Annotated in this window: 13 protein-coding genes; 10 read left to right on the forward strand and 3 right to left on the reverse strand. The window is 51.6% G+C overall.

What is annotated here, in order from left to right; genetic code table 11:
* Positions 1-1,821, reverse strand: a complete 1,821-nt coding sequence (locus BDI_RS03855) for a TrkH family potassium uptake protein (protein WP_005857461.1) — start codon at positions 1,819-1,821, stop codon at positions 1-3.
* A gap of 240 nt (positions 1,822-2,061) precedes the next feature.
* Between BDI_RS03855 and BDI_RS03860 the strand changes: the two genes are divergently transcribed.
* The 4 genes from BDI_RS03860 to xylE all read left to right on the forward strand — a co-directional run bounded on the left by BDI_RS03860 (position 2,062) and on the right by xylE (position 7,307).
* Positions 2,062-2,802, forward strand: coding sequence for an NUDIX hydrolase (locus BDI_RS03860; protein WP_005857458.1), 741 nt, complete (start codon positions 2,062-2,064; stop codon positions 2,800-2,802).
* Between the two features lie 12 nt (positions 2,803-2,814).
* On the forward strand, positions 2,815-4,299 hold the full coding sequence (locus BDI_RS03865; protein ID WP_011966162.1) for a xylulokinase: 1,485 nt from the start codon (positions 2,815-2,817) through the stop codon (positions 4,297-4,299).
* A 35-nt stretch (positions 4,300-4,334) separates the two neighbouring features.
* Complete coding sequence (gene xylA / locus BDI_RS03870; RefSeq protein WP_011966163.1) at positions 4,335-5,663, forward strand: xylose isomerase; 1,329 nt, start codon at positions 4,335-4,337, stop codon at positions 5,661-5,663.
* A gap of 96 nt (positions 5,664-5,759) precedes the next feature.
* Entirely contained in the window at positions 5,760-7,307 is a 1,548-nt protein-coding gene (xylE, locus tag BDI_RS03875; RefSeq protein WP_011966164.1) for a D-xylose transporter XylE, read from the forward strand.
* Between the two features lie 74 nt (positions 7,308-7,381).
* On the opposite strand, the gene BDI_RS03880 is transcribed toward xylE, so the two are convergent.
* The gene (locus BDI_RS03880; protein ID WP_011966165.1) at positions 7,382-9,829 is read right to left on the reverse strand and encodes an ABC transporter permease; all 2,448 of its coding nucleotides are present in this window, start codon (positions 9,827-9,829) and stop codon (positions 7,382-7,384) included.
* A gap of 345 nt (positions 9,830-10,174) precedes the next feature.
* Here BDI_RS03880 and hypD point away from each other — a divergent pair, with 345 nt between their 5' ends.
* Positions 10,175-12,607: a trans-4-hydroxy-L-proline dehydratase gene (hypD, locus tag BDI_RS03885; protein ID WP_005857448.1), complete on the forward strand. Its 2,433-nt coding sequence runs from the start codon at positions 10,175-10,177 to the stop codon at positions 12,605-12,607.
* A gap of 3 nt (positions 12,608-12,610) precedes the next feature.
* A complete protein-coding gene (locus tag BDI_RS03890) occupies positions 12,611-13,516 on the forward strand; it encodes a glycyl-radical enzyme activating protein (RefSeq protein ID WP_011966166.1) in 906 nt (301 codons plus the stop codon).
* A gap of 33 nt (positions 13,517-13,549) precedes the next feature.
* Here BDI_RS03890 and BDI_RS03895 read toward each other — a convergent pair whose 3' ends face one another.
* On the reverse strand, positions 13,550-14,428 hold the full coding sequence (locus tag BDI_RS03895; RefSeq protein ID WP_011966167.1) for a helix-turn-helix domain-containing protein: 879 nt from the start codon (positions 14,426-14,428) through the stop codon (positions 13,550-13,552).
* Between the two features lie 145 nt (positions 14,429-14,573).
* On the opposite strand from BDI_RS03895, the gene BDI_RS03900 reads away from it, so the two are divergent.
* The 4 genes from BDI_RS03900 to cysQ are packed head-to-tail and all read left to right on the forward strand — an operon-like array spanning position 14,574 to position 20,882.
* The gene (locus BDI_RS03900; protein ID WP_011966168.1) at positions 14,574-15,605 is read left to right on the forward strand and encodes an efflux RND transporter periplasmic adaptor subunit; all 1,032 of its coding nucleotides are present in this window, start codon (positions 14,574-14,576) and stop codon (positions 15,603-15,605) included.
* Complete coding sequence (locus tag BDI_RS03905; protein WP_011966169.1) at positions 15,602-18,682, forward strand: efflux RND transporter permease subunit; 3,081 nt, start codon at positions 15,602-15,604, stop codon at positions 18,680-18,682. Before BDI_RS03900 ends, BDI_RS03905 begins: the two co-directional genes overlap by 4 nt.
* A gap of 42 nt (positions 18,683-18,724) precedes the next feature.
* On the forward strand, positions 18,725-20,020 hold the full coding sequence (locus tag BDI_RS03910) for a TolC family protein (protein ID WP_005857439.1): 1,296 nt from the start codon (positions 18,725-18,727) through the stop codon (positions 20,018-20,020).
* 52 nt (positions 20,021-20,072) lie between these two features.
* Positions 20,073-20,882 (forward strand): 3'(2'),5'-bisphosphate nucleotidase CysQ, encoded by an 810-nt coding sequence (cysQ, locus tag BDI_RS03915; RefSeq protein WP_011966170.1) that lies wholly within the window; start codon positions 20,073-20,075, stop codon positions 20,880-20,882.
* Positions 20,883-21,113: the final 231 nt, after the last annotated feature.

The raw sequence follows: 21,113 nt of genomic DNA on the forward strand, positions 1-21,113 counted from the left end.
TTACATTAATATATTTTCTTGTGGATATGTATAGTCCTTTTTCGTGTATTCCTTGCAGAAACTTACGAGGAAGGCCAATACCCCGATACGTCCGACCAGCATCGTGCTGATAATGATGATTTTCCCGATAGGGGTGAGGTGAGGGGTATAATCGATACTCAAGCCTACGGTACTCAAGGCGGAAACAACCTCGAACAATAGGGAGAACAGCGGCGCCCCTTTTTCCGTATAGGATAATACCCACGTAGCGATCGCCACCCACATGAAGTACATCATGATGATAGCGAATGCCCGGCGGATGGCGAATGGGGCGATCTCCCGTTTTCTCACTTCCACTTTATCTTTCTCACGTGCGGCGTTCAAGGTCGTAACCAGAGCTACGAAAACGGTGGTCACTTTCAATCCGCCGCCGGTGGACATAGGGGCGGCTCCGATTACCATAAGGATCAACGTCAGCATTAAGGTCGGAGGGGCCAATGTAGCCATATCCGCTACGTTGAATCCTGCCGTTCTAGGCGTGACGGCGCCTAAGAACGCATTTGCCAGTTTCCCCCGCAGGGGAAGGTCGCCCAAGGTATTGTCATACTCGAAAAAGAGGTAGAAAGCCGTTCCGGTAATTAACAGGATCAAGGTAGATATAACAACAATGTACGTATGTACATTAATAATACGGGGCGTATGGATATAATGCTTTTGCTTACCGATCAATATCTTGATACCATTCATCAGCAAGTGATGCAAGAGTTTCAGGTAATTGAAGACGATCGGGAAGCCCAAGCCTCCGAATATAATCAGCATGGCTATCCAGAAATGGAGGTTGTACTTATCCGCCACTAACGGATCGTACATATTGCCGCTCAAGGTAGAGATCCCTGCGTTACAAAAAGCGGACACGGCATGAAACATTGCGTAGAATAATTCCTGCTGCGTACCTCCCGGCAGGCTTCCCCGTACGTCCATATAAATAAAATAGGCACCGATCCCCTCGATAAACAAGGTCACGAAAAGAATGTTTAAGATGACCCGGAACAACCCTCCCGTCCGATCTTCGTTCAACATATCTTTCAGCATCATCTTGCTCGTAAAAGAGGATTTCCCCATGAAGGAGAGGGCGAAGAAAGAGGTAAATGTCATGACCCCGATACCGCCGATCTGTATTAAAATCATGATGATAATATGCCCGATATGCGTGAAACTAGTGGCTACGTCGACGGTGGTTAGTCCGGTTACGCATACCGAGGTCGTGGAGATAAACAAAGCGTCGATAAACGGGATCCGGTGCGTAGTGGCGTTCGGCAACGATAGCAACCCGGCCCCGACCAATATCACGAACACGAAACTGAGCAAGAAAAGCAACGAGGGCTTGATCCGTGTCTGCATCAGCGTGAACGTCTGCCGGGATAAGTGAATCGTGCTAAGCAGCAATAATAAGACATATACGAAGAGAGGTTTCGTAAGGAAAGACAAATAAGGCAAAGAGTGCGCTATGGCATCCTTGAAAAATATCTTGCTGGATAATACGGCGAATAAAAGGAAATAGATGCTGATATCGAGATACAACATTTTCTCCTGTATGATTTCTTGGAACCTCACCACGTACCGGAGTGTTATGCCCGTGAAAAAAGCAAGCAGGATGAATGGGCGGGAGCGCTCTAGGATATGGACGGAATCGGGTGTCTGTACAAAGCCGAATTGGTAGATCAATACGAAGAAAGAGGCTAAGGAGGCGAGTAGGATGATCGCTTCCGCTATCCCGTTCAGCAATCCCTTCATTTTACCCCAATAAATCAGCCAAGAGAAGTATATGTTTTTTAGATTCATGTCCGATGTTTTATAAATATAACAAATGTAGGAAATAAAAGTTAGAGGTACGTGAAAGCGCCTTCATTATTTGTTCTCGTACTAATTGTTTTACTTACATTATGTGTTGTATAGCATATTGTATGATGTACGATACTGAAATATCAGAAAAATAATCAATTAGGATGTGCAAAAAAGACCTTTTGTAATTGCTTTGTTTAGAAAAATACTTATATTTGCGCAAATCTAATTACTGATATCATGGATACACAAAACGAGAATAGAGAGATGCTTTCCCCCTATGTTTCCGTAGACTGCGTTCTTCTCGGCATCAATGATGACAAGCTCACCGTGCTGTTGGCGGAGCGAAAAAGTGAGGAAGGCGAGTTGATCGGCTATAAAATACCCGGCAGCCTGATCTATGAGAACGAGGATTTAGATGACGCCGCCTATCGGATACTGAATGATTCGACCGGCTTGAAGCGTGTCCAATTGAAACAATTCCGTTGTTTTGGTTCTCCCGCCCGTACCTCGAACCGGTTGGACGTGATGTGGCTGGAGGCGACATCCAAGGTGAAGATCGGACGGTTGATCACGGTCGCTTATCTCGCCTTGTGCAAGAACAGCAGGAAGACGTGTCCGGCCGATAAATCCGACTCGATCCGTTGGTGCCCTATCGACGAGCTTCCTCGCTTGCCATTCGATCATAAAGAGATTATCGAGGCTGCCATACAGGAGATCCGTAATTGGGTGGAGAAGGAGCCCGCTATCATTTTCGACTATATGCCGATGAAGTTCACGGCGTTCCAGCTTAGGCGCACGTACGAGGTGATCTATAACCGTGAGATGGACGTGCGCAATTTTCATAAGAAGATGAATTCCTTGGATTACGTGGTGCCCACGGAGGATATGCAAGACGGGGTCGCCCATCGTGCCGCACGGTATTATCGGTTTGATAAGGTGAAATATAATCAACAACGTTCGAAGTTTAATAAGATATAAAACCATACGATTATGTGTCTGTTAGGATGTGACATTGGAAGTTCTTCCATCAAGGTCTCTATTGTCGATGAGGAGACCGGGTTAACAATAGGTGCGGATTTTTATCCCAAAGAAGAGGCCCCGATCAAGGCGTTGCGCCCGGGGTGGGCGGAGCAAAATCCGGAGGATTGGTGGTCGTACGTGAAGATCGCTATGAAAGGTGCCATGAGCAAGGCGAAGGTGAAAGGCGAGGATATCAAGGCGATCGGTATCTCGTACCAGATGCATGGCTTGGTGGTGGTGGACAAGAAGATGGAGGTGCTTCGTCCATCTATTATCTGGTGCGATAGCCGTGCCGTTCCTTATGGCGAGCGTGCGTTTAAGAATATAGGCGAGAAGCGATGCCTTTCCCACCTATTGAACTCGCCGGGTAATTTTACCGCTTCCAAGCTGGCTTGGATCAAGGAGTACGAGCCGGATATCTACGACCGTATCCATAAGATCATGTTGCCGGGAGATTTCATCGCTATGCGTCTGACGGGGGATATCGTGACTACGGTTTCCGGTTTGTCGGAGGGGATTTTCTGGGACTTCAAGAATAATGCCTTATCGGAGGAGTTGATGAATTATTATGGATTCAGAAAGGATCTGATCGCCGATATCCGTCCGACGTTCGGTTTGCAGGGCGAGGTTACCGCCTCGGTCGCGGCCGAGTTGGGACTGAAGAAAGGTACGCCGGTTACCTATCGTGCGGGCGACCAACCGAATAACGCTTTATCATTGAATGTGTTGAATCCGGGCGAGATAGCGGCTACCGGTGGGACTTCCGGAGTGGTGTATGGCGTGAACGGCAAGGTGAATTACGATACGCTTTCCCGTGTGAATACGTTCGCCCACGTGAATCATACGATGGAGCAGACCCGCTTGGGTGTCTTGTTGTGCATCAACGGGGTCGGTATCCTTAATTCTTGGATCAAACGGAATATAGCGCCGGAAGGCATCAACTATAATGAGTTGAATGATTTGGCGGCTACGGTTCCCATCGGATGCGATGGTCTTTCGATCTTGCCGTTCGGAAACGGGGCGGAGCGTATGTTGCAGAATAAGCAGATCGATTGCTCGGTTCATGGATTGAACTTCAATATACATACTAAGGCGCATATGGCTAGGGCGGCGCAAGAAGGTATCGTGTTCGCCTTTAAATACGGTATGGATATTATGAATGAGATGGGGATCGATATTCAGGTAATCCGTGCGGGGAACGCGAACTTGTTCTTAAGCCCGATCTTCCGGGATGCTTTGGCGGGCGTGACGGGTACGGTGATCGAACTGTATGATACGAACGGTGCGGTAGGGGCGGCCAAGGGTGCCGGTATGGGTGCCGGTATCTACAAGAACGCGGAAGAAGCGTTCGCTTCCTTGAAGAAGATCAACGTGATCGAGCCGGACGGTTTCAAGGCGAATGCTTATTGCGGGGCGTTCGAGATTTGGAAGGAACGATTGGAACAATCTATTTAACGGCTGAATTATTTACATTTTTAATACATATTATTATGAGTTACTTTAAAGGAGAGAAAGAATTTTTCCCGGGAATCGGACAAATTCAGTTTGAGGGACGTGAGTCAAAAAATCCGTTGGCATTTCATTATTATGACGCGGATAAGGTAGTAATGGGTAAGACACTAAAGGATCATTTACGCTTCGCTATGGCTTATTGGCATACCTTATGTGCTGAGGGAGGTGATCAGTTTGGTGGTGGAACGAAGACATTCCCTTGGAACGACAGCACGGACGCTATCACCCGCGCGAAGTACAAGATGGACGCCGCTTTCGAGTTTATGACCAAATGTAATATTCCTTACTATTGCTTCCACGACGTGGACGTGGTGGACGAGGCTCCTACGCTGGGCGAGTTCGAGAAACGTTTGCAGACGATGGTGGAACATGCCAAGGAGCATCAAGCCGCTACCGGAAAGAAACTGCTATGGTCTACCGCTAACGTGTTCGGACATAAGCGTTATATGAACGGTGCCGCTACGAACCCTTATTTCCCGACCGTGGCATGCGTCGGCACGCAGATCAAGAACGCTATTGACGCTTGTATCGCCTTAGGGGGCGAGAACTACGTGTTCTGGGGCGGCCGTGAGGGGTATATGAGCCTATTGAATACGAACATGAAACGTGAGAAGGATCATTTAGCCATGATGTTGACGATGGCCCGTGATTATGGCCGCAAGAACGGTTTCAAGGGTACGTTCCTGATCGAGCCGAAACCGATGGAACCGACGAAACATCAATATGACGTGGATTCGGAGACCGTGATCGGCTTCCTTCGCCATTATGGATTGGACAAGGATTTCGCCTTGAATATCGAGGTGAACCACGCTACCTTGGCCGGACATACATTCGAGCATGAATTGCAAGCCGCCGCCGACGCCGGCATGTTGTGCAGTATCGACGCGAACCGTGGCGATTACCAGAATGGTTGGGATACGGATCAATTCCCGATGGATATCTATGAGCTGGCACAGGCTTGGCTGGTTATCCTTGAGGGAGGTGGCTTGACTACCGGAGGTACGAACTTCGACGCCAAGACCCGCCGTAATTCTACGGACTTGGAGGATATCTTCATCGCTCATATCGGTGGTATGGACGCTTTCGCCCGTGCCTTGATGATCGCCGCCGATATCCTTGAGAACTCAGACTACCGCAAGATGCGTGCCGAGCGTTACGCTAGTTTCGATGCCGGCGAGGGCAAGGCATTCGAGGATGGCAAGCTTACGCTGGAAGATCTTCGTACGATCGCTTTGCGTGACGGCGAGCCGAAACAGATCAGCGGTAAGCAGGAATTATACGAGATGATTGTAAATCTGCATATCTAAATAATTGAAAATCGAGAATTGGGAATTGAAAATTATCGTGCGTAAGCCCTAGTTTTCAGCTCTCAATTCTCAGTTTTTAATGAATAAATCTATTCCATGAAAAATAACAACACTTATATTTTCGCTCTTACCTTGGTCGCTACCTTGGGAGGTCTGCTGTTCGGGTATGACACGGCGGTGATCTCCGGTACGGTAGAGTCTTTGCGTAAGTTCTTCATCGAGCCGCAAGGACTTCCGTTGGATCAGGCGAACGCCTTGGAGGGATTCGTGGTAAGTAGCGCGTTGATCGGATGTATCCTCGGCGCCTCGTTCGCCGGGTGGATCAGCCAGCGTTACGGCAGGAAGCCTACGTTGATACTGGCCGCTATCCTTTTCTTGCTTTCCGCTATCGGCTCGGCTTGGCCGGAGCTGTTTATCGGCATGCCCGGAAGTGGCGATCATACGTTTATGTATGCGTTCGTGGCTTATCGTATTCTGGGAGGTATTGGCGTGGGGCTGGCCTCCATGGTATCGCCGATGTATATCGCCGAGGTGGCTCCGGCCGATCGCCGGGGGAATCTGGTGGCATGGAACCAGTTTGCCATTATCTTTGGTATGCTGGTGGTATATTTCGTGAATTATACGATCGCCCTTCAAGGAGATGCCGCTTGGCTGAATACGATCGGCTGGCGTTGGATGTTCGCTTCCGAGATTATTCCGGCGGTATTGTTCCTCTCGTTCTTGATGTTCGTGCCGGAGACGCCTCGTTACCTCGTGATGCGTGGGCGTACGGAGAAGGCGTTGGGCGTCTTGAGTCATTTGATGGATCAGGTGGACGCTGGCCGTGAGCTGGAGGATATACGGAATAGTTTCAAGGAGAAAGCTCCGTCGATGAAGCCTTACTTCCGGTTTATGGGGACTTGGCTGGCGCTGTTCTTGATCGGCTACGGGTTGTTGTCGTGGGCAGGTAATACGAACGCATTGGAGATCGCCTTGTTGGCTAGTTTCTGTATCGCCTTGCTGTTCCCGATCCGGTCGTTTGGCGTGCTGATCATCTTGGTGGGCGTGTTGCTCTCCGGTTTCCAGCAATTCGTGGGGATCAACGTGGTGCTTTACTATGCCCCGGAGATCTTCAAGACGATGGGAGCGGCCACGGACGCCGCCCTTTTGCAACAGATCGTGGTAGGGGCGGTGAACCTGTCGTTTACCGTATTGGCTATTTTCACGGTGGATAAGTTCGGACGCCGTCCGTTGATGATTATCGGGGCGCTCGTCATGGCGGTATCTATGTTGATCTTGGGTACTACTTTCTATACGCGTTCGGTGGGTATGGGATCATTGGTCTGCATGCTGGTTTATACGGCGGGATTCGCTATGTCGTGGGGACCGGTCTGCTGGGTGTTACTGGCCGAGATCTTCCCGAACTCGATCCGCTCCACAGTAATGAGTATCGCCGTGGCGGGGCAGTGGATCGCCAACTTCTTGGTATCATGGACTTTCCCGATGCTGGATAAGAATCAATACTTGACCGATACGTTCAATCACGGTATGGCCTATTGGATCTATGGCGTGATGGGTATATTGGCGGCGTTGTTCATCTGGAAATTTGTCCCCGAGACGAAAGGAAAGACGCTGGAGGAGATGGAAGGTTATTGGAAACGGTAACCAAACCTGAGACAAGATAATATATGAGTAAAAAAGGACGGATCAATCTACCCGTCCTTTTTTCGTAATGAACCTTAATGCCCCAATTTAGACGCCGGATTTGCCATCGCCGCCCGATAACTCTGGAAAGTAACCGTAGATACGGTCAGTGTCATTATGATTACCAAAGCCACTAAAAATACCCATACGTAGATCGGCGTTTTATAAGCGAAGCTTCGTAACCAAATATGCACCCCATAGTAAGCAAGCGGGATCGAGATAATAAAACAGACGAGCGTGATCCGGAGGAAAGACGAGTTCAGCATCCAAAGGATTTGCCGGACCGTGGACCCATGTACTTTCCGCACGGCTATCTCCTTTTCCCGTCCCTGTAACTCAAAGATAACCAGTCCGAATACTCCCACGAGGGATAAAAAGACGGCCATCAGGCAAAGGGCGGTAATCAGCGCTCCCTGCCGCCCACTTTTACTGTAAAGCTCCTCCAGCGCCGTATCAAAGAAATGGATATCGGCCGGATAACCCGGGATCAATTCATCCGTTACCTTCCGGATATGCTCGATAGCCGTCCGGGGATTTCCGCCGGGGATCTTGACATAAGCGTATCTTTCCGGCACCGAACGGCGGTAATGATTCTTAGCCGAGGTCCAAAGTCCCATCGGGCGTAACTCTTTATACAGGGATTCATAATGGACATCCTCAAAGATACCGACAATCCGTACCGGTATATCATTATCCGTGATGCTTGTTCCTACCAAGTCCGATAGGTCGTCCGGTTTCTCGGGGGAAAGACCCGAGGCGATCTCCCTCGCTGCCGTCTCGCTAAGGACGCAAACGGCCTGCGTGTTATCCGCCGCCTCATCTGTTGGCCGGAACTTCCTTCCGGCGATCATCTTTACATCCATTAGCTCCGGGAAATTGGCGGATACTCCCAGCCAGCTCATATAATAATGTTGGCCTTTGTAATTATACCCGATGAAAGAACGTGATTCGTCCGAGACAAATTTGAACTCACTAAAGGAAACATCACGGATAGCGGGGCTTTCCAAGAGACGTGCCTTGAACAATTCGCCCTTTTTCAAGGCCGCCCCCATGCTTAGTCTTACCTCCAGTACGTTTTCTTTGTTAAACCCCAAGTCCACGTTCCCTATATATCTGTTTTGCAAGGAGACGAACAACGCTCCGACAATCAGCGTGATCGAGATAACGAACTGGAACCCCATAAGTAACTTGCGAGTGTTCTTGGCCCGGTCGCTAAGGGTAAAAGACTTGTTCAGCGCCATGACAGGAGGAAACGAGGTGATATAGAAAGCAGGATACAAACCGGCCAGTATACCGCCGCCTGCGACAAGGAAGAATGTGTACGCCGGAATCTTCCAGTTGGCATACAGGTTCAACGGATGCCCCACCATATTCGTGACCCATTGCACGTTATTCAAAAATAACAGGAAAAGCAAGGCGAGGAAGAAGGCGACAACCGAGATTCCCAAGGACTCCAAGACCAGATACTTCCGTAGCGTGGTGTCCGAGCTTCCCAGCACTTTCTGGATGGTGATCGACTTGGTGCGTATCGGCGCCAAGGCTATCGACAGGTTGATATAATTGACCAAGGCGATACCTATGATCAGGATGGCGATAAAGAATAACATATTCGTCCGTAGCTTATTACCGATGGGAGCGGCGTCCGCTCGGACCGGCTGGCCGAAATAGAGATCAGACAAGGGCCGGAGGCGCATATCCTCGATCGTGAAACTTTTCAGGAAAGCCCGGCTATCGGCCATATAGGTCTCGGTAGTGACAGAGGCGGATTCCGGCGTCGACATCAGCAGATAACAATAGTAAAGGCCGGTATGCCAGTTTTCCATCATCTCTTTCTCCATGATCGGGATATACAGGGCATTCTTCACCCGGGTGTTTTCCGGGAAATCGCGAAAGACGCCTCCCACGATATATGCCGGCTCAAAACTAAGCCCATATATAATCGAGCCTTCGGCCCCGGCGAACTCCGACAGATAAACCGGCTTCCCGATAGGATTTTCCTCGCCGAAGAGTTTCCGGGCCATGCTCTCTGGGATCAGCGTCCCTTCCGGACGTTTCAGGCAATCCGTATCGCCGGCCACCAGTTCGAAGCCAAAGACCTTGGTATATCCCGGGGTGATCCGTTCCACCTGCTCCATATAGCTCCGTGCGTCGGGCCCTTCACTGGCTGATATCCCAAAACGTACGGAGGAGTAAACAAGGTTGTTTGTGATAGCGGCCGCTTCTATATAAGGGGAGGCGGCGATGAAACGCTCGAGTTGTGGACGTGCGAAATTAGCCTCCCATATCCCGTCATCCCGCTTGTTTTCTAACTGAAAGATCCTTTCCCTGTTCAAGAGGGAAGCGTCGAAGCTATATTCATGACCGACATGTATGCTTATCAGCATGAATAACAGGAAAGCGAAGCTAAGTCCTAAAAGATTAGTGACCGTCGCTAATTTATAATGTCTCAAGACATAAAGCAGGTTCTTGAATGTACTTTGCATGGTATAAGTTCTTTTAATTTTAAACCCTTTGATCTGGAAATACAAAGCAAAGCTATTCCTTTATTTACGTTCCTGTGTTATTTTTTTGACAAACGGTTACTTTCTGTTGATGAATTGTGATATTATCAATAATTTCCTTATTTTTGCCATCATACTTCAAAAAGAAACAAGCGCTATGTTACACAAAGGCTATCGGATGCTTTTCAACTGCCTGATGTTTTATCTCTAGCAGATACTCTCCCTATATAAACTCATGGGGGCGGGGATGCCCGTCCTGTGTAACAATAAAAAATAACCTTGATGAGGGCGGATAGATCCTACCTCTACGATAAAACATATAATTTTATGAATACGACCCATCACACACATTCATGCGTACATGATACCGTCTCTTCCGTAGGAGCGAACAATTTCGGGATGAACGACCGTATCAAACGTTTGCGCCGGCAGACCTTTGAGGCCCAACCTTCCCTATCGATCGAGCGGGCCTTGATCGAGACCCGTTTTTATCGGGAGAATTACGGAAAGTATCCGATCCCTATCCTGCGTGCCTTGAACTTCCTTGAGATCTGCAAGCAGAAGACGATCTATATCGGCGAGGACGAGTTGATCGTTGGCGAGCGGGGGCCCCGCCCCAAGGCCGTGCCTACCTTCCCGGAACTTACCTGCCATAGCGTGGAGGACCTGCATATATTGAATACCCGGGAGCTGCAACGTTACACAATCTCCCAAGAAGATATCGATACTTACGAGCGGGAGGTGATCCCGTACTGGAAAGGCCGTACCCAGCGGGAGCGCATCTTCAGCCACGTCCCCAAGGAATGGAAAGAGGCGTACGAGGTGGGTATGTTCACCGAGTTCATGGAGCAACGTGCCCCCGGGCATACCGCTTTGGACGGCAAGGTCTACCAATATGGCTTGCTGGACTTGAAGAAACGTATCGAGGGGGAACTAAGCGCTTTGGATTTCATGAACGACCCCGAGGCCACGGACAAGCAGGAGGAGCTGACGGCCATGTCTATCTCCTGCGACGCCGCTATCCTGCTTGCCGAGCGACACGCGGACTTGGCCGACGAGATGTCTCTCACCGAAAAAGATCCTCGTCGTGCCGCTGAGCTGAGGAAGATCGCCGAGGTATGCCGCTGGGTTCCCGCCCACGCTCCCCGTACCTATTGGGAAGCGATCCAGATGTACTGGTTTGTCCATCTAGGTACGATCACGGAGCTGAATGGTTGGGATGCCATGAACCCTGGCCATTTCGACCAGCATCTGGCGCCTTTTTACGAGAAAGAGATCGCCGCCGGAACCTTGACCCGTGACGAGGCGAAAGAGTTGATGTCTTGCTTCTTCATCAAGGTAAACAATCATACCGCCCCGCCGAAAGTGGGTATCACGGCGAAGGAGAGCGGGACCTATAACGATTTCACGAACCTGAACATCGGCGGCATCCGGGCGGACGGCAGCGACGGCGTAAGCGAGGTCTCCTATATCATGTTGGAGACGATCGAGGAGCTGCATATCCTCCAGCCCGGCAGCGCCATCCACGTCAGTGCCCGTACGCCGGAGCGTTTCCTTCGTGCTGGGTGCAAGGTGATCCGCCAAGGCCATGGCTATCCGTCGGTATTCAACCCGGATGTGTACGTGCAGGAGTTGATGCGGCAAGGCAAGTCGCTGCGTGATGCCCGCGAGGGAGGTTGCAGCGGTTGCATCGAGGTGGGCGCTTTCGGGAAGGAGGCGTACGTGCTGACCGGTTACCTGAACGTGCCGAAGATATTGGAGGTGACGCTGCATAACGGCGTAGATCCGGTAAGCGGCCGCAAGGTCGGTCTGGAGACCGGCGATCCCCGTGGTTTCCGGACGTATGAGGAGCTTTACGCGGCGTTCATGCGCCAGATCCATTATTTCGTGGACATGAAGGTGCGGGTCAGCAACTATATCGACCGCATGTTCGCCAAGTACGCCCCCGCCACGTTCCTCTCCCTGTTTATCGATGATTGTATCGCGAAGGGTAAGGATTACTACAATTGCGGGCCTCGTTACAATACCACTTATATCCAGTGTACCGGATTAGGCACGATAACCGATAGCCTTTCCGCTTTGCGGAAACACGTCTTCGAGGATAAGACCTTCACGATGGAAGCCTTGTTGGATGCGATGGCGGATAATTTCGAGGGACATGAGCCGATGCGCCAAATGATCCTGAACCGTACGCCTTTCTTTGGCAACGATGATCCGTACGCCGACCAGATCGCCGTCCGTGTCTTCGACGATTTATATGATGCGATCGAGGGCAAGCCGAATACGAAAGGGGAGTGTTTCCATTTGAATATGTTATCCACCACTTGCCATGTCTACTTCGGCAAGGTGATGGGAGCCACCCCGAACGGCCGCTTGGCCGGGCGTGCCATCTCCGACGGTACCTCGCCCTCGCACGGAGCCGATACCCACGGGCCGTCCGCCGTTGTCAAGTCCCTCGGTAAGCTGGATCAGGTGAAGAGCGGCGGCACGCTGCTGAACCAACGCTTCCTGCCCAGCCTGCTCCGGCGGGAGGAGGATATCTCGAAACTGGCCTCCTTGATTCGTAGCTACTTCGCCTTGGGTGGCCATCATATCCAATTCAACATCGTGGATACGGAAACGCTTTACGCCGCCCAGAAGTGCCCGGAGGACTACCGGGATCTGCTGGTCCGTGTAGCGGGCTATAGCGACTATTTCAACGATATGAACGCCGATTTGCAAGCGGACGTGATCGCACGTACGGAGCAAGAGACTTTCTGAGCCATGCTGTTATTCGATATCAAACGATACGCCATAAACGACGGGCCGGGCATCCGTGTCACGATCTTCATGAAAGGATGCCCGCTTGCCTGCGTATGGTGCCATAACCCGGAAGGCATCTCGCCCCGGGCGGAGAAGCTGTATACGAGAAAGAAGTGCATAGGTTGCGGGGCCTGCGTGGATGTATGCCCCACCGGGGCGTTGACCTTGACGGAGGCGGGTATCGTCACGGATCGGTCTCTGTGCCGGACATGCGGTAGATGCGCCGAGGTTTGTCCCACCTTGGCGATGGAGATGTCCGGCCGTGAGTATTCTATCGACGAGGTCATGCGTGAGATCGAGAAAGAGACGGTCTTTATGGATCGCTCCGAGGGAGGCGTTACCTTCTGCGGGGGAGAGCCGTTGTCGCATCCGTCGGACTTGGTTGCCCTGCTGGATCGTTGCGGAGAGTTGGGAATCCATCGTGCGGTGGATACGACCTTGTTCGCCTCGCCGGATACCGTCCGTAGCGTAATGGAGCGCACGGATCTTTTTCTGGTGGATTTAAAGCATATGGATTCCGGTAGCCATTGTCGTTTCACGGGTGTCCCGAACGAGCGTATCCTCTCCAATCTTCGGATGATCGCCGAGGCCGGCATAGACTTCCTCATCCGTATCCCGTTGATCGAGGGAGTCAATGCGGATGAGGAAAATATATCCCGTTCCGCCATCTTCTTGGCCTCCTTGCCGTGGGAGCGGAAAGTCGTTAATCTCCTCCCGTACCACGACATCGGAAAAGGTAAGCACGATAAGCGAGGAACCCTCTACAATCCCGGGCACCTTCCGCTATCCACCCCTTCCGAAGCAGTCCTGCAAAGGTGTATCGATCAATTCGCCTCCTGCGGGATAACTGCGTTGATCGGAGGATAATTAGAATAGGGGTGGGAACTGCTCGCCCTCATTTTACCATTTCTTCCGATACTCCGTAGGCGATATCCCGACGTGTTGCTTGAAGTATTTACCGAAGAAGGATTGGTTGGTGAAGTTTAGCCGGTCTGATATCTCTTGGATGGAAAGGGTGGAGGAGGATAATAACGCCTTCGCCTCCAAGACAACGTAATTATCGATCCATTCCCCGGCCGTACGGTTGCTGACGTTCTTTACCAAAAGAGATAAATATTTGGGAGTGACACATAATTTCCCGGCGTAGAAAGCTACCGACCGTTCCTGCTTATGATGTAAGGCGAGCGTTTGTATGAACGCTGCGAACAACTCCTCTTGCCGGCTCTTCTTCACCTCGATCGGCATATGATTCTTAAACATGCCGTAAACCTCGTGGAATACCGCCAACAATAAGCTCTGGGCAATCTCTTTCCGGTAAGGATGCCTTTTCGCTTTCACTTTCTTCCAGAGGAAAGAATGATATTCCTTGATACAACCTATCTCCTCGGCATTCAACTCAGTGACCGGATGCTCCTTGATGTAGAAGAACGCCGGCAAGGTATTCTGTATATGAGGAATGATCTCCTCCATGAAATTCTTGGAGATGACGATGAAGATCCCGGCCACGTCCTCGCTACGTTCCACGTGTTGGATGATCTGATCGGGCAGGGACAATACGAGATGGTTTTCCCCTACGACATATTCCTCCATATTGATCCGTATACGCATGAAGCCTTTCGTGCAAAGCGCGAATACGACGGCGTCTATTCGCATCGGATGGTCGAGCGAGGGAATATCGTCGATGTTATCGAATATGGCGAAATCCTCGTCGATGAAGTCTATGCCGGGTACGTTCTCGATAAGAGAGATACAAGCTTGAGGTAGATCTGTTACGTTCATAATTTATTCTTGTTTGGGCGATAAAATTAGTGAAATAATAGAATAATCCAATTGAAATGTGTCAAATAGGACAATTTGGTTGCAAAACGGAACTTCTTTGGAGTGGATAAACTCATCATCTTTGCGGTATAATAAATCATACGATATGAAAAGGATGAAAGGCATTGTTTATGGAGGATTATTATCCGTCGTGTTCGTGATGTCCGGATGCTCGGGCAGTCAAAAAGAGGGACGGGATAGCAAAGAGATCCCGGTGGAGATCGTGAAGGTAGCGAAGACCGTTCCGGCGGATACAAGGAATTACGTGGGAACGGTAGAGGAGGTCGTATCCTCCTCGATTAGTTTTCAGGTGATGGGTAATGTAGAGCGAGTATTGGTGGGCGAGGGGCAGAAGGTCCGTGAGGGCCAACTACTAGCGGTGTTAGACAAGGCGACGCTGGAAAACGCCTATAATGCCTCGGCCGCTTCCTTGCGACAAGCGGAGGACGCCTATGCCCGCATGAGAACCTTGCACGAGAATAAGAGCCTGCCGGATATGAAATGGGTAGAGGTGGAGAGCAAATTGGAACAGGCCCGTTCCATGGAGCGAATCTCGAGGAAAAACCTTGAGGACCGGAACCTGTATGCCCCGTTCGGCGGCGTTATCGGCAAGCGCATGGTTGAGGCGGGAGAGAACGTGCAGCCCGGGCAACCGGTTTTCTCCTTGTTAAGGATAGAGACGGTAAACGTGAAGATCGCCGTCCCGGAGAACGAGGTCGCCACGCTAGGCGATCAAGCCGCCATGATAAAGGTAGCCGCTCTGGGCGGACAATGTTTTGAGGGGAAAGTGACGGAGAAAGGTATCGTGGCCAACCCCATCTCCCACACGTACGAGGCGAAGATCCGGCTGGAGAACCCGTCCGGCGCTCTATTGCCCGGCATGGTTTGCGATGTACGCCTGTCGGGAGAGGAATCCGTGCCGGCTATCACCTTGCCGAACAACGCCGTGCTGATAGCGAACGACGGGGGGCGTTTCGTCTGGAAGGTCGTAGACGGAAAGGCGAAAGCTACGCCCGTACGGACGGGCGACTTGACGGAGCAAGGCTTGTTTATTCTGGAAGGGTTGAACGAGGGGGATATCGTCGTGATAGGCGGTTACCAGAAAATCAGTGAGGGCATGAGAGTGCGTGCGTTATGAGAGAACGTAAAAACGGAGTGATCGAATGGACCATGCGTCATTACCAGATCACGTTGCTGGTGATTACCGTGCTGGTCGGGTTGGGTATTTTGGGTTTGGTGGACATGCCGAAACAGGAGTTTCCGGAGTTCACCATCCGCCAAGGCGTGGTAGTGGGTGTTTACCCCGGGGCGACTTCAGGAGAGGTGGAGGAGCAGTTGGCCAAGCCTTTGGAGAGATACCTGTTTACCTTCAAGGAGGTAAAGAAGAAAAAGACGTACTCCATGTCAAGGGATGGAATGGTGTACGTGATGGTGGAGCTGAACGACGACGTGAACAATAAAGACGAGGTCTGGTCGAAGATCAAGCTCGGCTTGCAGAACTTCAAGTCGCAACTGCCCTCGGGCGTACTCGCCGTCATCGCGAATGATGATTTCGGCGATACTTCCGCCTTATTGATCACCTTGGAATCGGAAGACAAGACCTACCGGGAATTGCAGCGATACATGGAGACGCTGGAAGACCGCCTGCGCCGGATCGAGTCCGTATCCAACCTGCGCCGTTACGGGGTACAAAACGAGCAGATCTCGGTCTACTTGGATCCAGACAAGCTAGCCGCTTATGGCCTAGACACCCGTATGCTGATGACAACCTTGTTCACCCAAGGCTTTACCACCGCCTCCGGCTCCTTGGAGAATGGCGGCTTGGACATTCCCATCCACCTTTCCGTGACCTATCCCTCGGAGCGGGAGGTAGGCGAGCAGATCCTGCTGGCCGATGCCGACGGGCATATGATCCGCTTGAAAGACGTGGCCCGTATCGTACGGGAATATCCCGAGCCGGATAGCTATATAACGAACAACGGCAAGAAAGCGATCATCCTTTCCATGGAGATGCGTGAGGGCCATAATATCGTACGATACGGAAAGGAGGTAGACGAGGTATTGCACGCTTTCGAGCGGGATCTTCCCGAGAGTGTCTCGATTCGCCGGATCGCCGACCAGCCGAAGGTGGTGGGAGACTCGGTAAGTTCCTTCGTGCGGGATTTGTTCGTGTCCATCGTGGTCGTGATCTTGGTGATGATGGTACTCTTCCCGTTCCGCTCGGCATTGGTGGCGGCTACCTCCATCCCGATCAGTGTCTTTATCTCGATCGGTGTCATGTACGCTTGCGGCATCCCGCTGAATACGGTGACGCTGGCCGCCTTGATCGTGGTATTGGGCATGATCGTGGATAACTCCATCATCGTGATAGACGCCTATCTGGAATATCTGGACAAGGGCTATTCCCGTTGGTACGCCGCCGTCTATAGCGCCAAGAACTATTTCAGCTCGATTTTGTTGGCTACGCTGTGTATTTGCGTGATCTTTTTCCCGTTGCTTTTCACGATGACGGGGCAGATGTTGGATTTCGTGACCTTCTTCCCTTGGACGCTTTCCATCTCCCTCATGGTGTCGCTGGCGGTGGCGATGGTCTTTATCCCGCTGCTGGAGCGGGTCTTGATCAAGAAGGGATTGAAGTCCGGGCGGGAGAATACAGGCAAGAAGAGGTTCAATCTGCTGGATACCGTACAGGCCGTCTATACGAGGGCGCTGACGTGGACTTTCCGTTTCCCGAAAGCCACGATCGGTCTAGGCATCCTGACGGTTGCCTTGGCGATCCTGATGATCACTCAACTGAGCCAGCGTATGATGCCGATAGCCGACCGGGATCAGTTCGCCGTCGAGATCTATCTCCCGCAGGGAACCTCGCTGGACCGTACCGCCGCCGTGAGCGATAGTCTCTATAAGCTGTTGTCGGAAGATGAGCGCATCCTGTCCGTCACCTCCTTTATCGGAACTTCCTCGCCCCGTTTCCAAGCTACCTACGCCCCGAACTTGGCCGGGAAGAATTACGCCCAGTTCATTGTCAACACCGCCTCGGTAGATGCCACCCGTAGCGTGTTGGATGATTATACGGACCGCTACGCCGATTATTTCCCCGACGCTTACGTGAAGTTCAAGCAACTGGATTACCAAAACGTATCCTCTCCTTTAGAGGTCCGTTTCATGGGAGACGATATCGCCCGGTTGAAGCAGGCCGGGGATTCCTTGATGGCCGTGTTGCGTGAGATGGACGGCTTGGTCTGGGTACACACCAATTATGAGGAGGCCTTACCCGACGTACGGGTTCGATTGGACCCAGTGGAAGCCTCCCGCCTCGGGATCACGAAGGCGATGGCCTCGGCCGATCTGGCGATCCGTTACGACGGCCTCTCGGTTGGCTCCCTCTGGGAAGGCGATTACGCTTTGCCGATCCAGCTGAGATCCGATAAGAAAGGGGAGGGTGACGCGTTCGATAAGGTCGGCGACCAGTATCTTCCCACCATCGTCCCCGGCGTGAGCGTCCCGCTCCGGCAAGTCTCCACGATCGAGGGAGGCTGGAATGATGGGCAGATCGTCCGTCGCAACGGCGTGCGTACCTTGAGCGTCTTCGCCGAGGTAACCCGGGAGACCAACCAGAACGCTATGCAGAAACGGATCGAGCGAGTCATGGAAAGCCGTATTATCCCGACCTTGCCCGAGGGCGTGACGTACGAGTACGGTGGAGCCAAGGAGCTGGATTTCGAGACGATGAACCCGCTGATGCAGGGCTTGGCGATCGCCGTGATCATTGTTTTCTTCTTCCTGTTGGTCAATTTCAAGAAGATCGGCTTGGCGTTGGCGGCCCTGTCCTCGTTGCTGCTCACCTTGTTCGGGGCGGCGCTGGGCTTGTGGGCGTTCCATATCGATTTCAGCTTGACGTGCGTCTTGGGCGTTATTAGCTTGATCGGTATCGTGGTGCGAAACGCTATCTTGATATTCGAGCATGCGCAAGACCTGCGGCTCCATAAGCATTATAGCCCGAGGGATGCCGCCTTCGACGCCGGCCGGCGACGCATGCTCCCGATCTTCCTGACCTCGGCTACAACGGCCGTGGGCGTGGTGCCCATGATCATCAGCGGCAGTTCCCTTTGGATGCCGATGGGTGTGGTGATCTGCTCGGGAACGGTCTTCTCGATGATCTTGGCGGTCATCATCCTGCCTGTTTTCTATTGGAAGATATTCGGGAATAAATGAATGATACGGATGTGGATTAGGATATAATATAGGAATGAATATATGCGGAAAAAAGAGATGATAAAAAGATGGATATATGGCATCGTCGGTTCCCTCGTCTTATGCGTGGGGACCGTGAGCGCCCAGCGGACATTATCGCTGGAAGAATGCCGGGAAATGGCTTTGGAGAATAATGCGAAGATGAAGAACGCCCGCTTAGACGTAGAAGGGGCGAGGGAAGGAAAAAAGGAGGCCTTTACGAAATACTTCCCGAATGTCAGCGCCGTGGGAACGGCATTCAAGGCGAACCACGGGATGATGGATATGAGCGTGATACCGGGCCTTCTCGAGTTGTCGATGATGGATGACGGCTTGCTGGGTGGGGTGACCGCTATCCAGCCCGTGTTCGCCGGCGGACAGATCGTGAACGGCAATAAGCTGGCCGACTTGGCGCTCGAGGTGAGCCGTTACCAGATGCGCCAATCCGAGGATGAGGTAGCCCTGACGGTGGAGCGGTATTACTGGCAATGGATCTCCCTTCACGAGAAATTAAGGACGATCGAGATCGTGGAATCCTTGGTGGGGAGTCTTTATAAGGATGTGGAGGTAGCGGTCGGCGCCGGCGTGACGACTCGTAATGACCTACTGCAAGTCCAGTTGAAAAAGAACGGCGTGGCGAGCGACCGCCTGCGGGTGGAGAACGGCTTGCGCCTCTCCAAGATGGTGCTGGCTCAATATATCGGTATCGGGGAAGATGATTTCGAGATCGATTTCACGCTGCCCGCCGAGGTGCCCTCCCCGGAGCTTTACCGGGTGAGCCATGAGGAGGCGCTCCCTACGACACTCTCTTATAAATTGCTGGAGAAGAACGTGGAGGCCGCTCGTCTTCAACAAAAGCTGAAGGTTGGGCAATACTTGCCCACCGTGGGGATCGGAGCCGGGTATATGTATCACAACTTACTGGATAAGGACCGTCCGTTCGGCATGGTTTTCGCTACCGTAGCGATTCCGATCAGTGATTGGTGGGGCGGCTCGCACGCCATCCGGAAGCAAAAGCTTCAGGTGAAGGCGGCCGAGTATTCCCGCCAAAACGCCAATGAGCTTCTGTTGGTGCAAATGCGGAAGCTTTGGAACGAGCTGGAGGAGTCTTATAAGCAAGTCAAGCTCTCGGAGGAGTCCATAGCGACAGCCGAGGAGAATGTCCGCCTTAATACGGACTATTATAAGGCGGGCACGGTAACGCTGAGCGATCTTCTGGACGCTCAATCGCTTCTCCAGCAAAGCCGTGACCAGTATACGGGCGATTATACGGCTTATTTGATCAAACGTACGGAATATTTACAGGCGACAGGGCGTTAATTTGTTTTTTTTCCATATATTTGCTTATTAACAAATAATAAAACGAGAAGTGATGATGAGCTACGCCAATTATCTTTACATTGCGATCCATGCCGCGGTAGACGCAGGCAAGTCGATCATGGATATTTATAACGACCCCGAATCAGACTTCGGGATAGAGAGAAAAGCAGACAACTCGCCGTTGACAAAGGCGGATAAGGCGGCCCATCGATTGATAACAAACGCTTTGTCCGTTACCCCGTTTCCGGTCTTAAGCGAGGAAGGAAAGGAGATCCCGTTCAAGGAGCGCTCCAAATGGGAGACGCTGTGGATCGTGGACCCGCTGGACGGTACCAAGGAGTTTATCAAGAAAAACGGCGAGTTTACCGTGAATATCGCCTTGGTGGAGAAGGGTGTGCCCGTGTTGGGCGTCATTTATGTGCCCGTCCGGAAGGAGTTGTATTTCGCCTCCTCCTCTGTGGGTGCTTATAAGTTTACGGGAATCGATAGCAGTAGCCAGCCCTCGATGGACGAGATGAAGCAGCGGGCGATACATTTGCCGATAGCGCTGGCGCATCAAGGAGTCGTGGTAGTGGCGTCCCGGTCTCACCAAACGGAGGAGACCACCGCTTTCATCGATAATCTCCGCAAGCAGGGAAAGCCCGTTACGTTGATCAGTAGCGGCAGCAGCCTGAAGATTTGTCTGGTAGCGGAAGGCTCGGCCGATATCTATCCCCGTTTCGCCCCGACGATGGAGTGGGATACCGCCGCCGGCCACGCCATCGCCAAGTCTGCCGGTTGCGACATATATCATATCGACGGCAAGACCCCGCTTCGCTATAACAAGGAAGATTTGCATAATCCGTGGTTTATCGTGAAGTGAGGGGGATGTGTATTTTAAGTTACTGTCAGCGGTGGGAGACGGAGCATGCTCCGTCTCTACAAGCCGTACAATGCATTCTTGTTTATTTGGTTATGAACGAAATTTAGAAGACTACCTTGTAAGAATATAAGTTGGCCCAGAATCAATCATTATTGGTCTATATCCCATATAATCCTAAAAATAGGTTAGCGAAAGGAGTGCGCACTTGAGTATTCTTATTATTTTTGCGCT

This window comes from Parabacteroides distasonis ATCC 8503 (genome assembly GCF_000012845.1).
Classification (GTDB): Bacteria; Bacteroidota; Bacteroidia; order Bacteroidales; family Tannerellaceae; genus Parabacteroides; species Parabacteroides distasonis.